Source organism: Actinomyces wuliandei (assembly GCF_004010955.1).
Classification (GTDB): Bacteria; Actinomycetota; Actinomycetes; order Actinomycetales; family Actinomycetaceae; genus Actinomyces; species Actinomyces wuliandei.
In genome coordinates, this window is the sequence record NZ_CP025227.1 from 2,988,955 (window position 1) to 3,003,707 (window position 14,753).

General features: G+C 67.3%; 9 protein-coding genes. 1 reads left to right on the top strand and 8 read right to left on the bottom strand.

Annotated elements, in window-relative coordinates:
• Positions 1–68: 68 nt before the first annotated feature.
• From CWS50_RS12405 to CWS50_RS12425, 5 genes are all read right to left on the bottom strand, one after another.
• Positions 69–893, bottom strand: coding sequence for a carbohydrate ABC transporter permease (locus tag CWS50_RS12405; RefSeq protein ID WP_243118351.1), 825 nt, complete (start codon positions 891–893; stop codon positions 69–71).
• Between the two features lie 86 nt (positions 894–979).
• Positions 980–1,855, bottom strand: coding sequence for a carbohydrate ABC transporter permease (locus CWS50_RS12410; RefSeq protein ID WP_243118352.1), 876 nt, complete (start codon positions 1,853–1,855; stop codon positions 980–982).
• Positions 1,852–3,237, bottom strand: coding sequence for an extracellular solute-binding protein (locus CWS50_RS12415; RefSeq protein ID WP_127843038.1), 1,386 nt, complete (start codon positions 3,235–3,237; stop codon positions 1,852–1,854). The genes CWS50_RS12410 and CWS50_RS12415 overlap by 4 nt, the downstream gene beginning before the upstream one ends.
• Before the next feature lie 425 nt (positions 3,238–3,662).
• Positions 3,663–4,697: a DUF4432 family protein gene (locus tag CWS50_RS12420; RefSeq protein ID WP_127843039.1), complete on the bottom strand. Its 1,035-nt coding sequence runs from the start codon at positions 4,695–4,697 to the stop codon at positions 3,663–3,665.
• A 339-nt stretch (positions 4,698–5,036) separates the two neighbouring features.
• Complete coding sequence (locus CWS50_RS12425) at positions 5,037–5,906, bottom strand: alpha/beta fold hydrolase (protein WP_164860151.1); 870 nt, start codon at positions 5,904–5,906, stop codon at positions 5,037–5,039.
• A gap of 498 nt (positions 5,907–6,404) precedes the next feature.
• On the opposite strand from CWS50_RS12425, the gene CWS50_RS12430 reads away from it, so the two are divergent.
• Positions 6,405–6,608, top strand: a complete 204-nt coding sequence (locus tag CWS50_RS12430; RefSeq protein ID WP_127843041.1) for a hypothetical protein — start codon at positions 6,405–6,407, stop codon at positions 6,606–6,608.
• A 78-nt stretch (positions 6,609–6,686) separates the two neighbouring features.
• Here CWS50_RS12430 and CWS50_RS13880 read toward each other — a convergent pair whose 3' ends face one another.
• The 3 genes from CWS50_RS13880 to CWS50_RS12445 form a co-directional block, all read right to left on the bottom strand.
• Positions 6,687–11,114 carry a type ISP restriction/modification enzyme gene (locus CWS50_RS13880; RefSeq protein WP_341472749.1) on the bottom strand — a complete coding sequence of 1,476 codons (4,428 nt, stop codon included), beginning with the start codon at positions 11,112–11,114 and terminating at the stop codon, positions 6,687–6,689.
• Positions 10,997–11,800, bottom strand: coding sequence for a restriction endonuclease (locus CWS50_RS13885; RefSeq protein WP_279221955.1), 804 nt, complete (start codon positions 11,798–11,800; stop codon positions 10,997–10,999). The genes CWS50_RS13880 and CWS50_RS13885 overlap by 118 nt, the downstream gene beginning before the upstream one ends.
• A 1,362-nt stretch (positions 11,801–13,162) precedes the next feature.
• Positions 13,163–14,608, bottom strand: a complete 1,446-nt coding sequence (locus CWS50_RS12445; protein ID WP_127843043.1) for an aspartate aminotransferase family protein — start codon at positions 14,606–14,608, stop codon at positions 13,163–13,165.
• Positions 14,609–14,753: the final 145 nt, after the last annotated feature.

Genomic DNA, 14,753 nt, shown 5'->3' on the forward strand with positions numbered 1-14,753 from the left:
TCGGCACCAGGCGCGCTCGACGGCGCGAGCGAGCGGTACGTACGTTCTCATGGCGGCTCCTGCCAGAGTCAGCGGTGGGAGCCTGCGGTCAGCCCCTCGCGCAGCGTGCGCTGCCCGAAGACGAACACGAGGAAGGCCGGGATCATGGACAGCACCACGCCCGCCAGCACGGTGGCCACCGAGCCGGTCCCCATGTTCCCCTGGAGGGAGACCAGTCCCAGAGGCAACGTGAAGTTCTGCTCGCTGATAGTCATGATCAGCGGACGGAAGAACTCGTTCCAGTGCGTGTTGAACGCCAGGATCCCCACGATCGCCATCCCTGGCATCGCCAGTGGCGCGTAGACGGAGATGAAGGTCCGCCACGGGCCGGCCCCATCGAGCTCCGCGGCCTCCCCCAGCTCGGCGGGCAGGCCCAGAAAGTACTGACGCATGAGGAAGGTGCCGAAAGCCGTAGGAACGGCGGGCAGGATGAGCGCCAGCAGGGTGTCAGCCAGTCCCATGCCCCGCACAAGCATGAACACCGGCACGATAATCACCTGCATGGGCACCATCATGGTGGCCAGGATGAGCGCGAACAGGAGGTTCTTTCCGCGGAACTCAAAGCGTGCGAAGACATATCCTGCCATCGCGGCCGACAACATCTGGCCCACGGCGATGAGCGCGGTGACAAGCACAGAGTTGAGGATGAGCATCCACATGTTGACCTCCCGGAACACCGCAGGGTAGGAGGAGAGGTCGAGGCTTGAGGGGATGACCGAGCTGTCAGTGGCCAGGGACTCCGAGGGCGGCCGCATCGAGGACAGGACCGTCCAGATGACCGGGGCGAGGGTCCCCAGGGCCGCCAGGGTGAGGACGGTATAGGTGGCGACCTTCCTGATGTCGATCTTCCTCACGTCGGTCCTCCTCACGTCGGGGTTCTGTGCGTCAGGGCTTTTCACGTCGGGGCTCTTCATGTCAGGGTTTTTCACGTCGGGACTCCTCAGCCGTAGAAGACGTAGCGGCGGGACAGACGGAACTGGAGGGCCGTGACCAGCATGATGACGGCGGTCAGGACGACCCCGATGGCTGAGGCCCGACCGAACTCCAGCTGCCTGAACGCGGACTCGTAGATCACCATGACGGCCGTCCTGGTCGAGTCCCCGGGGCCGCCGCGGGTGAGCACGTAGGGCTGGTCGAAGATCTGCAGCGCAGCGATGATCGCCATGACGGAGGCGACCAGCGTCGTCGGACTCACCAGGGGGAAGGTGATCCTCCAGAACTGCCGCCAGCCCGTGGCGCCATCGACCTGTGCGGCCTCGTAGACCTCCTTGGGGATCGAGGACAGACCCCCCAGGAACAGCAGGAAAGAGAAGCCGAAGTTCTGCCAGACGTAGACGAGGATGACCACGACCATCGCCCCGTGTGTCGAGGTCAGCCAGGGGACGTTGCCGATGCCGAACAGGTTGAGAAGGTGGTTGACCAGGCCGAAGTTCTCGTTGAACAGATAGCTCATGATGATCGACACCGAGGCTGCCGACAGGACCAGCGGGAAGAACAGCACCGAGCGGAAGAACGACCGGAGCACGCTCGGCATCCTGGTGTTGACCAGGACTGCGAGCGCCAGGGCGATGGCGAGCTGGAGGGCGACGGCGACAGCGACAAAGCCGATGGTGTTGAGGAAGGACACCCGGATCGTTGGGTCGGAGGCGATGTCGGCGAAGTTGCCCAGGCCGACAAATTGCGGCGGGGTGATGATGTCCCAGGAGAAGAAGGCCAGCAGGACCGAGGCCAGGATCGGCAGGAAGGTGAACAGTCCCAGCCCGATGAGGGTGGGGGCCAGGAACAGCCAGATGAGGAGCGTGCGCTGCATTGTCATGCCTCCAGGGCTCTGGTGAGGTCGGCGTCCAGGCGCTCCAGGGCTGTGGGCAGAGCGGCGGCGGAGCCAGTGACGGCCCCCAGGACGTTCTTGATAAGTGCGGTCTCCACGGCTGCCTGCTGGGGCGGCGCGGGGATCGGGACGCAGGGGAGGCGGTCGAGGGTGTCGTAGAAGACCTTCCAGTGGGCAGGGCCCTTGCCTGAGTACAGGTCCTCGTTGCACATGGAGCGACGGGTAGGAGTGGTATTGGGGGCCGGGAAGGCCAGCTGCATCCCCTCCAGTGAGGTGCAGAACTTCACCCACTCCCAGGCCTCGTCCTGGCGCTCCGAGGTTCGCAGGACCGCGTAGCCGGAGGCTCCGAACTGGTGGCGCTGAGAGCGCCAGCTGGGAAAGTAGGTGACGTCGTAGTCCTCAGGGGTGAGCCCGGCCTCGCTGAGCCCCTCGACCCAGAAGCCCCCGGCAGGGGTCATACCGATGGAACCGCCGGAGAACTGGCCGACAAGCTCGTTGCCTCCGCCCTGGGCGGGGCTGGTCCCCAGCCCCTCCTCCACCAGGGCGCGCACGAACTCGAAGGACTCAGCGACCTTGGGGTCGGAGGCGTTGGAACCCTCCCACAGGTAGCCGCCGGAGTAGGCGCCCTGGTGGTCAGGGTAGAAGCGGTCCCACAGCCAGTCCCCGCCTGAGGCCTTCTTCTCGGTGAGGAAGCTGGTGTCGTTGACGTAGAGCCAGGGGACGATCCCTCCCCACAGGCGGTTGGTCCAGTAGAAGGGTACGAACCCCCGGCCACCCGCCTGCCTCATCTGACGCGCCGTGTCCAGGAAGTCCTCGTGGGTCCAGGTGTCCTGTGGGTAGGACAGTCCTGCCCGCTGCATCGCCTCAGTGTTCAGGTACATGTTGGCGGCGTTGAAGTCGATGGGCATCTGATAGAGCGAGCCCTTGTACATGAAGGCCTCAATGAGGCTGGGGTGGACGTCGTCGAAGTAGTCCTGCACCTCGTCCGCGTCGCGCCTGACGAACCTGTCCAGCGGCTCGGCCAGGCGCTCGGCGAAGAGCTGTGCCCCCTCGGTGGCGACGACGCAGACGTCAGGCGAGGTGCCTGCCGCCACCATGGTGAGGATCTTGGCGAAGAAATCCGCCCAGTCCGTGCCCTGGACGGCCTGGAGCCGGACAGGGATGTCGGGGTGGTGGACGTTGAACGCCTCGACGAGGGACTGTCGCGCTGCGGCGTCCTGGTTGGTCCCCAGGATCGCGATCTGAAGTGAGTCCTCGCGCCGTCCTGGGATGTCCCCACCTGTGAGCCGTGGCCACTGGCCTCCTAGGAGGGCGGCGGTGCCTACCCCTGCCGCCCCTGCCAGTAACCCACGCCTGGTGAGCTGTGTCATCGTTGACCTCCTACCTAATTCGATTTAGGCACGACAACTATGAGGTCCCCTGCAGAGGCTGTCAAGAGTGTTCTATACGGAAAATTTGCGGCACCGAAGGCCGCAGCCGCGCCAGCCCCCTGCTGCACATCTTCAGCGGGTGCCCCAGACGCTCAGTCACGGAATGACGGGGACGGGTGCCAACAGGATGCTGCGGCCAGGGCTGAAGATGTGCACCGCGCCCTTTGCTGCACATCTTCAGCCCTGGCTCCGCAGGCATAGCAGCCCATCATCCGCGCAATGACGCCAAAATGACGCCAGCCCACCGGCGGCCAGCACGCCAAGGCAGCCTGAAGATGTGCAGCAGGCGTGTGCAGTAGGCCTATCAGCCCCACAGAAGCGACCAGGGCGTGCCTAGCAGTGGTCGCGGTGGCGGGAGCAGCTGACTAGGACAGCTCGTAGACGACCCCACTGGCCCGCTCCTGCCCGGGCTCCAGCACGGGGGCACCCAGGTGCTCGCCGGAGCGGTCCGGCCCGAACAGGGGTGCGTTCGCGGGCTCGACACCGAGCACCCACCCGCCCCGGGTCGGGTGGACCCACTGCATGCAGCGCGGGAGTTCGGCGGCGTCCCAGCTCATCGTCAGACAGACAGCCTTCTCGGGCGCAGTCACCACAGCCTGCACGGTCCCGGGGGCGAAGCCGGTGTGCTCCCACACGCCCTCGACGACCTCGTCCGTGGGCTCCGGGAAGGCCTGCCAGCCCAGCCGCTCGGCCTCCGGCGTGCGCGGGGTACGCACGCTGCCGGGGACCTCGACCCGCGTCCCGGGAAGGACGAGCGGGGCACCAAGGTTGGAGTGGTAGAGGACCGGCACCCCGGCCGAGACAGGCCCGGTGTTGCGGATGGTGTCGCGGACCACCACCCTGGGGCGGTCCACGCCCACGGTGACCTTCCGCTCGACGACGACGTGGCGACCGAAGACCACCGAGGAGTCAACGAGGCCGGTGACCACGACGCTGCCGTCATCGAGCCGGTGCACGGCGACGTCAGAGGCGGGGGTGAGGTGGTGCGTTCCGTGGAGGCCGTGCCCCTGCTCGGGTGGGCCAATGTGGTCGACGCCGGAGGTGACCAGCAGGCCGCCGCCGAAGCGGCCGATCCACCCCTCATCAGCGGGGTCGATGGTGGAGCCGCGTGGCCCCAGCGCCGAGCGCCAGGAGACCGGGACCCCGTTGAACCACAGGGAGCCGAGGTCGAGGCCCCGATCGGGCAGGACCTCCACGCTCACCCCGCCCAGCGTTGTGACCCGCAGTGCCCGCGAGCCCGGACCGGAGCGCGGGTCCCTCACCTCCTCCCGGACCTCGGCGACGGCATCGGGCTGGGCCACCAGCCCCGCCTCCAGCAGCCCGCGTGCGGACAGGCGCGTGGATGTGGCTGCGGGCGGGTTGGCTGGTGAGCTGGCGGACGTGGTTGCGGACGGGTTCATGGTGGTGCTCCGTTCTGGTCGCAGGCTTCGCGCTCATGGGGTCTGGGCCGGGGCGGCCACACGTCGGCTCCTGGTACACCGGGAACCGGCACACCGGCGGCACCGTCACGCTCACAGGCCCCGCCCGAGCGCCCCGCTCGGGGCTCCCGATCCTGGGCACGGGTCCGGGCTGACATCGCGCACCTTCTTTGCTGCAGGCTCCACCATGGCGCGTGTCACCACCATAAGGGATAACGACGGGACGTGGGGTGGGTCATCAAGGAGCACGCTGACGGTCGTCGGCAGGTGCAAACCGTCTCACCCGCTTGCACAGACTTGCCCCAGCCGCTGAGCCCGACGCTACGAGGAGAGCGTGCCACCCTCGCTGTTGCCGATGAAGTCCTTGACGCACCTTGCGGCCTCGTGGGGCGCCTCGGACAGCAACAGGTGCGACGTGCCCGGGAAGTCGTCAGCCAGCGTGAAGCCGCCCCTGACGTGGTCACGTATGTAGTCGATGTTGACCGTGGAGTACAGGGGCGTCTCCGGCATCAGGTACAGGAAGGGCACGTCGATCTTGTCCATGGCCGGGCGCTGGTCGGTGCGGAACAGCGAGTACCACAGCGCGGCGAACACGAGCGGGTCCACGGACTCGCGCATCGCCTCGATGGCGGCGGCCTCCTCCTGGGCGGACAGCTCCTGCAGCCTGGGGTTCATGAGGGTCTTCGCGATGAACCAGGAGCCGTAGGCAGCGTCGTCGAAGAGGCGGTCGAGGTCGGAGTGGAAGTCCTCGTCGCTCCACTCCCCCTTGCCGATACCGCCCTTCCAGCCGTCGTTGCGCAGGTAGGGGGACATGTCCACCGCGACGACACGGCGCAGACGGCCGGTCCCGTACTGGTTGACGTAGCTGAAGATCGCGGCGGCGCCCATCGAGTGGCCGACGGCAGTGACGTCTTCCAGACCCAGGTGCGTGACGACGTCGTTGAGGTCCTGGCCGAGGGTGCGCACGTTGAGGTGGAGGCGGGCACGGTCGGAGTCGCCGTGCCCGCGCTGGTCGTAGAGGACCACGCGGTGCTCTTGGTTGAGGTCGTCAATGAAGTCGGCCAGGTCGTAGTGCGACGAGCCCAGCCCATGGATGACCAGCAGCGTCTCCCCCGAGGCACGCTGTGCATTCCTGGCGGGGCGGTCCTCGTAGTAGAGCCTGGTTCCGTCCTGAGCCGTGATATAGGACAAAATTCCTCCTTGTACCCGGGATCCTGCGGTTGAGTATATCCAAACGCCGCGTCCGCTGTCTCCTCTCACGGGAAGAGGCTGACTCCTGGCCGCACCTGTGGCACGCCGTTGCACATCTTCAGCCAGCAGCCGACGCGTCGCACAGGAGCAGTTCCGCGCAATCTCGCGGTTCCAGCAGGGGCACCACCCGCTACCCCCCAGTCCGCCAGCCCGAAGATGTGCAACGCGACCCTCGTTGCACATCTTCGGCCCGTGCTGCAACCAAGGCCCAGGCCGAATCCGCGCAGTCCCAACGCCCTACCACCCAAGCACAGTCACAAGCGCCAGCGAAGATGTGCAACCTAACCCAGCACAGCCCGCCACCCGCATCCATTCCGTCCTCCGGGAGCGCGCTCGCAGGCCTCCGCTTCGTCGCCATAGCACGTCAGAAGAGCGTCGCGAGCGCTGGCTCATGTCACAGGGCAGGGCTACAGTAGAGGAGGAAGGAAGAGGTCTGTCATGTCAGCACCCACGCAGAGCCTGGTCCGTGTGTTCACGCAGGAGGAGCTCGAGGATCGCAAGTCTGCGGTGATCGACAGGCTTGAGCAGCGTTTCGGCAGCCTTGAGCGCGCCCTGGAGCGCGAGAAGGACTGGGACTACGACGACGATGAGGCCACCCTCTTCTTCGAGTTTCACACTGTCACCTTCCTCCTGTCCGACTGATGGAGGGCTTCGCGACGCAGGAGCGCGCACCCCTGAATGTCCTCGCCTAGCAACGTGCGGTTAGCACACCGCGCGCGATCAGCCGCGCACATCCAACGGCGGCAGGGCGCTCACGATCTGTTGCGTGCGCATGGAGACGGCTGCCACACGGGCGATGAGCTCCAGCAGGTAGAGGGGCCGGGCAGGCTCGGTGGGCCCGCCACCCGCGCCCTCGGCCATCCAGTCGTTGGGGTCGTTGACGATGCCGGAGGCCTTGTCACTCTTCACCTGGTAGCGGTCGATGAGCCAGTCCAGGCCGCTGCGCGAGCCCAGGAGGTAGTCCTGCGCCGCCTCCGGGATGCCCGACACACTCACCTGCTCGTTGTAGACGATGGTGGTCTTGTCATCGGCCTGCTTGCCATCCACCCGGGTCTTGGCGTAGCGCATCTTGGTGACGTGCAGCAGCGCCGGGGCAATCCGGTCGCGCTGCGCCCACGGCATATCCTTCCCGTCAACGGTCAGGGTCAGCGGCCAGGGCTCCACGGTCTCGTAGTCCAGGTGGAGGTCGGCCAGTCCGCGCCCGGCGGTGGCGATGGCGACGAAGTCCGCGCGCGAGGCCACCAGCGGGATGCGCGGCAGGGACTTCTTCAGGTCCGCGCCGTAGCGGCTGCGGTAGTCGGGCGAGTGCAGCAGCCCGTATACGTAGTAGAAGACGTCATCCTTGCCGACCGTCGGCCCGTAGGCCTCCCGGTAGGCGTGCAACGTGGCGTCGGTGATGTTGTCGACGCGCCGGTAGCCGCCGATCACCTCACCCGCACCTTCACCGTCCGGGCTCCCGCCCTCATTGCCGACGACGGCGCCCGCAGTCAGGTCGAGCATGCCCGCGTCCCGGGCGGGCTGGTCTATCGGTTCCCAGGTCCAGCGAGGGAAGAACTGGCCCGTATCCAGCAGGTGCAGGTTTGGCACCGCATCGACTAGCAAGGCGCTGAAGTCATGATGCGAGCTGACGCCGGTTAAGTAGAACCCCAGATTGTCGTGCGCCGGCGTGGGGAAGTAGCGGTGCAGGACCGCCGGGAGGTAGATGATCCCGTCGGAGGCGTTCAGCCACTGTTTGCAGAAGGGGCGGTAGAGGCCCATGTAGGTGGCGTGCGCGTTGTAGCGAATAACACGGTCCTTTTCCGCAGATCGGTAAAGGTCGCGAGTCCACTTGATCTGGGTCTCGTCCGTGGTGACCAGGTCCTTAGCCGCAACGCCCGCGGCCAAGTCGGCGGCATGGTCACGGTGGACGCGCTGCCGCTCGGCGTTATAAGTACCGATGAGCCGCTGGCAGGATTCCCGCAGAGCCGCCGCGGAGAAGTTGTAGACCCAGGCGTCGCGATTCGTCTGAACTCCGGCGGTGTACGACCCGAAGACCGGTTCCTGCCCCTCACCGAGGGACTGCCAGCTTCCGTAGCGCGGGTCGCGCTGGTTGATCCAGTCGCCGGCGGCGTTGGGGGTGATCACCTCCCAGTCCATGGTCTCGATGCGCGAGTCGCTAACGATGCGCAGCTTGTCCCCACGGCTCAGGTAGTCGCCGATGTCCCGGTAGTGCAGTACCGCCGGCCCGCTGTGGGCGGGGTCCTTGACCAGGAAGGTAATGGCAATAGTCGTACGGCCGCCTTGACCGAACACGTTGCCTCTCTCCCTGCGCCTCAACTCACCCGCGGTACGCGCATTACCCCGCAGGTTGAACACGTAGATATGCGCGAACTCCTCGACCAGGCTGAGCCGCACGCCGTCGGCGGTGTTGGCGTCAATAAAGCCACCATTGGTGACGAAGCCGATCACCCCGGCGTCGCCGAGCCGGTCGGTGGCCCAGCGGATCGCCCGCAGGTAGGAGTCGTACAGGGAGTTCTTGTTGGTGCCTGTGGAGCGGGCCGCGTAGGTTTCGGCGATCCGCCGGTCCAGGTCCGGATAGCGCTGGTTGGCGTTGTTGTCATTGGCGGACTCCTGCCCCACCGAGTAGGGCGGGTTGGCGGCGATCAGCCGGATGTCCAGCCTGCGCTGGGTGGCGGCGCGGTCGTTGTTGGCCACGAAGAAGCTCGCGTCCAGGGTCCCTTCGCCCTCACTCATCCAGAAGGTGTCGGCCAGCACGATCCCGTCGAAGGGTACATAGCCGCCGTCGTCCGCGCCCTGCGCCCCAGCACCGGCGTCGTTCCCGGCCTGCTGCCTCTGCCCGAGCAGGTCGCGGTAGGCGACCTCAATATTCGCGGTGGCAATGTAGTAGGCCAGCAGCAGGATCTCGTTGGCGTGCAGCTCACTGGCGTACTTGCGGGCCAGGTCGGCCGGGGCGATCAGCCCGGACTGCAGCAGGCGCACCATGAAGGTGCCGGTCCCGGTGAAAGGGTCCAGCACGTGCACGCCCTCATCGGTGACGCCCCTCCCAAAGTGCTCACGGGACAGGTGGTCGACGCTGCGCAGAATGAAGTCGACGATCTCCACCGGCGTGTACACGATCCCCAGGGACTTTGCCGTCTTGGTGAAGGCCTGGGAGAAGAACTTCTCATACAGCTCGGTGATGATGCGCTGCTTGCCCTCGGCGTTGTCGATGCCGACGCAGCGCTCACGGACAGACTCGTAGAAGCCCTCCAGCTCCTCGGTCTCCGCCTCCAGGTTGGCGCCGTCGAGCACGCGCAGCATCCGCCCCATCACCTGGGCCACCGGGTTGGTGGCGGAGAAGTCGTAGCCGTCGAACACGGCGTCGAACACCGGCTTGGTGACCAGGTGCTGGGAGAGCATGTCGATCGCGGACGCCGGGGTGATCGAGTCGTTAAGGTTCGCTCGCAGGGCATCAAGGAAGTGCGCGAACTCCGGGGCGACCGCCGGGTCCGCCACCCGCTGCTCCAGGCGGGCGCGGTGGCGGGCGGCGATCTGGGCGACATCCTTGGCCCACTGCTCCCAGTAGCGGCGGCTGCCGACCTTCTGGACCAGGCGCGCGTAGATCGCCTCCTTCCACTTACCCAGCGACGCCAGGTCGAAGGCCGCCTGCTCACCCAGGTCGGCGGCGTCCTCGTCGGGGTCGTAGGCGGGCGTGCCGAAGGGATCGATGATGGCGACCTTGTCCGGCTTGGACCGGTTGAGGTCGATCTTGTTGACCATGGCATCGAAGCGCTCGTCGTGCGCGCGCAGCGCCTGCAGCACCTCCCACACCACGCGGAAGGTGTCATTGTCGGCCAGCACGTCCTCCGGGGCCATGCCCGTAGGAATGGCCACCGGCAGGATGATGTAGCCGTAGCGCTTGCCCGGGGCCAGCCGCATGACCCGCCCCACGGACTGCACAATGTCCACCTGGGACTTGCGCGGCGATAGGAACATGACCGCGTCCAGGGCGGGCACGTCCACGCCCTCGCTCAGGCAGCGGGCATTGGACAGCACCCGGCAGGACACCGCTCCGTCGGCGTCGCCCTCACCGCCGCCGTTGTCCTGGCTACGCCCGGTGCCCGACGACGCTCCCGGCTCGGCCACGCCCTCGCCGGAGAGCCAACCCAGCAGCCGGTTGCGCTCCATGATGTTCATGGACCCGTCCACGTGCCTGACCTCGACCGAGTCCAGTAGTCGCTGGGACGAACGCCTTCCCGACGGCGTGGGCGCTGAGCCGTCGTCCTCCCCCGGCAGGCCACTCTCCCCCAGCACTTCCTCCGGCAGGCCACGGCGGTAGTCCTGCGCGACGTCGTTGAAGGAGGAGGCAAAGCGCTTGGAGCCCGTGATGTCCCGGGCGAAGGCGACGGCGGTGCGCATGGGCTGGGTGTCCGTGCCGTACTCGGACAGGTTCACCGAGCGCTTGGCCAGGGCGTTCCAGCAGCCGACGATGCGGGCGGCGTCGTCCAGCCGGAGCTGGCCGTCCTCAGCGAGGGAGGACTGGAGCCTCCTAGCCACGGCGTCCTCAGAGACGGTCAGGACCAGCACCTTGTAGTCGGTCAGGAGGTTGCGGGAGACCGCCTCGCCAAATCCCAGACGGAAGAGCTCCTCGCCGTAGGTGCCGGCATCGTCCATGGAGGCCAGCACCGCGTTCTTCTGGCCGGCGCGTGCCTTGGTGGAGTCATCGTAGATGCGGGGAGTCGCCGTCATGTACAGGCGCTTGCGGCCACGCAGGTAGGCGTTGTCGTGGACGCGGACGAAGGCGGACTCGTCCATACCGGCGAGGGTGGCGCCGGTGGTGCGGTGGGCCTCGTCGCAGATAATGAGGTCGAAGGCGGGTGCCCCAAGCCCCTGCGCCCGAGCAATAACGTCGATGGACTGGTAGGTGGAGAAGACCACCGTCATGGGGGTCACGCCGTCGACGGGAGCGGCGGGCTGGGTGAGTCGGCGGGCGAGGGCCTCAGCGTCGGTGGTAGCGGGGATCGCCAGATCGACCACCGAGATGTCCTCGCTCAGCGAGGACGTCCCCGCCTTGGCGCGCCCCTTGCCGACCTTCGCGTCCGAGCACACAGCGAAGGACCGCAGCGGCGCCTGGGCCTGCGCACTCCACTCAAGCAGCGTCTGGGACAGCAGGGCGATGGAAGGAACCAGGAAAAGAACTCCCCCCCCCCGTTGCTCCCGGCTATCTCCTCAGCAATGCGTAGAGATGTCAAGGTCTTACCGGTACCACAGGCCATGATGAGCGTGCCACGATCAGCCGTAGAAAGCCCCTGCCTCACCGCCTCCAGCGCGCGCCGCTGGTGCTCACGCAGCGTCTTGCGGCCCGTTCGGACCATGACCTCCGGTGTCTCCAGGTCAAAACTGTCCCAGTCAATGGTCGAGCTGAACAGGTCGTCCAGGCCGATGCGGGAGACCGGTATCGCCTGGTTCTCCACTGTGTCCGCAGCCGCGGAGTTCCACTTGTCAGTGGTGGAGACGAACAGGCGCGAGCTGAACTCGCCCGTGCCCGACTCGGCCAGGAAGGAGTCGACGTCACCCTTGGTGACCTGGGACTGCGGGTCGTAGAACTTGCACTGCACCGCGCACAGCCCGCCGGTCTCGCGCTCACGCGCCACCAGGTCGACGCCGCGATCCGGGCGGGTACCGCGCCCCGGCCAGTCCTTCCACATCCAGACCTCGTCGAAGCGCTCGGCGTAGCGGGGGTCGGTGAGGAGGAACTGCCGCACCAGGCGCTCGAAGCTCGTCCCCTTGCCCCGCTGCGTCTGGGCCTCAAAGTACAGTTCGTCCAGGATGGCAGCGATGCGTGGCTGGCTCACGCGGGTGAGCATACGGGAGCCAGCTCCCTCAGGGCCGCAGGGCGCCCAGGAAGTCTGGGAGCCCCGCGCTCCAGCACCAACCGCCTGGCCGTGCCCCACGCCACAAGGGCCGGTACTGGGAGCCCCACGCTCCAGCACCAACCTCGCCCAGGAGCCGAGCTTCCAAGTCTGGAGCCTCAGAGCTGGAAGCTCGGACTGAGGATCCAACTCCACTTGCACCCTGGAGGCGAAGATCCAACTCTCGGCCCCCAGAGTTGGAAGTTCGCACCGGGACCACCCGGGCCACTGGTAGTGGCGCGCCCCTGACCGGCCCAGCCCCTGACGCCGAGTCCGCCGTTGACGCCGTGCGGCGCAGCACGCGCACCGCAGGCCTGGTCGGTGGCGCCTTCCGCACGGATCGCCCGATTACCCGCTCGTCGCCGTGCGCGAGGCTGTGGTCAACGCCTCATGCACCGGGACTACTCACCGGTGGCACGTGTTGCCCAGGTCAGCATGCTCGTCAACCGGCTTGAGATCCTCAGCCCGGGAGGTCTCTACGGAGCCGTCACGGTAGAGACCCTGGGGACGGCGGGATCAGTACCAGCCGCAACCAGCGGCTGTCCACCCTGCTGGAGTCCACCGCCCTCCCCAGCGGCGCCGCCGTCGAGGCCACCGAGCCTCCGCACCGCCCGGGACAGTGCGGGGTGACAGAAGCCACCAAGCCGGAGCGGCCCGAGGCTCCCGGGGATGTCCGAGCCGACCTGGGCGGGGCTGGGCTGGGAGGGGCGGGGCGGGGCGGGGCGGGGCTGGGAGGGGCTGGGCGCGGAGCATGTATCTGTTGCGGCTGTTCCAGGTGCTCTGGAGCGGAGCGCGGCTGCCTGGTGCAGTTTGCGCGTGGGTGGAGACCGTCCACACGGGCTGGAGCGGTGCGAGCCAGGCTCACTGCGCATGACACTCCCGGTGTCCAGGCAGGCTGGCACGGATCCCGCTCCTGCGGACGCCTTCCAGCCAGGAAGTCTGAGGGTGACGCCGTCTCTGCTGGCGCCGTGCCCGCCCTTGCGGACACCTTCCAGCCTGGCGGGATCCGGACCAGCCCACCTGGCACATATCCCGCCAGAGTGGAACTACTCAGAACAACAACACCCACCTCGACCAGAAAATGTGACAGCACGCACAGGAAGCAGCCTCTCAGCGGGGCGCCCCAGCCACTCCCATCCGCCCCCTGCAAGGACCGCGACCGCCACCGGCGCCGCCCCGGTCAGACGGTGGCCGGAACCACCACCGGCGCCGCCCCGGTCAGACGGTGGCCGGAACCACCACCGGCGCCACCCCGGTCAGACGGTGGCCGGAACCACCACCGGCCCCACCCCTCCAGCGCCCTCCTCACCGCGTGATCGCGGCGGCAAGCTCCTCGAAGCAGGCCACGTAGGCGTCCACCGCCTCGTCGGTGTGGGTCACCGACAGGGTCCACTCCTCCTCGCGCCCAGGCGTCATGAAGATGCCCCGGTTCATGTTGAACAGCCAGGCCAGCTCGGACAGCGCCGCGTCCTGGTTCGCCTTGAAGGACTCGTAGTCCACCACCTTCTGCGGGGAGAAAGTGACACAGCCCTTGGCACCGACCCCCACGACGTAGCCGGGAAGGTCGTAGCGGCTGATGACCTGGTTGCAGCCGGTGAGGATGCGGTCGTTGAGATAGTCGAGGTGGTCGTAGGCCTCCGGCGTGAGCACCTGCTCCAGGTTGGCCCTCACCGCCGCCATGACCAGGGGGTTGCCGTTGTAGGTGCCCACCTGGTAGACCGTGTGGTCCTCGACGACGCTCATGACCTCCTCGGTGCCACCGATAGCCCCCGAGGGGGTGCCCCCGCCCAGGCCCTTGGCCAGGGTGACCAGGTCCGGGGTGACGCCGAAGCGTGCCGTCGCACCACCGGGGCCGATGGCCAGGCCGGTCTTGACCTCGTCGAAGATGAGGACGACGCCGTGGCGCCTGGTGACCTCGCGGACCTCCTCCAGGTACCCGGGCTCGGGCAGGACGACACCCAGGTTCATCATGACCGGCTCCATGATGACGCAGGCAGGCTTGCGCCCCTCCTCAGCGAGCCTGATGATGCGCCGCTCCATGGCGCCAGCGTCGTTGAAGGGCACCGGGACGGTCATGTCCACCGTGGCCTGGGGGATCCCTCCGCCGTAGGCCAGGGAGGCGAGGTCCTCCCGGTCACCGATCTGGTCGTACTCCACGCCGATGGACACCATGACCGTGTCGTGGTGGCCGTGGTAGGAGCCGAAGATCTTCATCACCGTGTCGCGGCCGGTGTAGGCCCGCGCGATGCGGATAGCGTCCATGGTCGACTCTGAGCCGGAGTTGGTGTACCGCCACCGGGGCAGCCCCCACCGTGCGGAGAGGTTCTCGGCAACCACGAGGGCGTCCTCGGTGGGTGCGGCGAAGTGGGTGCCCCTGGAGTAGCGCTCCTGGATGGCGCGGCCGATAGCCGGGTGGGCGTGGCCCTGGATCATGGCGCCGAAGCCGTTGTGGAAGTCCCACATCTCGTTGCCGTCGACGTCCCAGACCCGGGGTCCCTCACCGTGGTCAAGGTAGATCGGCCAGGGGTCGCGCAGCTGGTAGGAGGAGGCGACGCCGCCGACCAGGCTGTGGCGGGCGCGCTCGTACATCGCTGCGGAGGCCCGGGTCTGCTCGTTGAGGTGCCTGGACTCCGTCTCGGTCAGCTCGGCGACCCGCTGCGCGCTGATACGGTCCGGGCCGCCGGACCCGGTGGAGGTGCCAGACCCGGTGGAGGTGCTTGAGGTGTGTGGGGTGCTGGAGCTGGTGGTCATGTGCCACTCCTTCGTGATTCGTCGTGATTCGTCGTGGTTCGGCGTGGTTCGGCGAGCTCCTTCAGGATCCTTCACGGTCCTTCAGGGCTTGTCGGGACTCCTTCCCGGTTCTTCACGGCTGAGACCCTCATAGTTGTGTGCGACC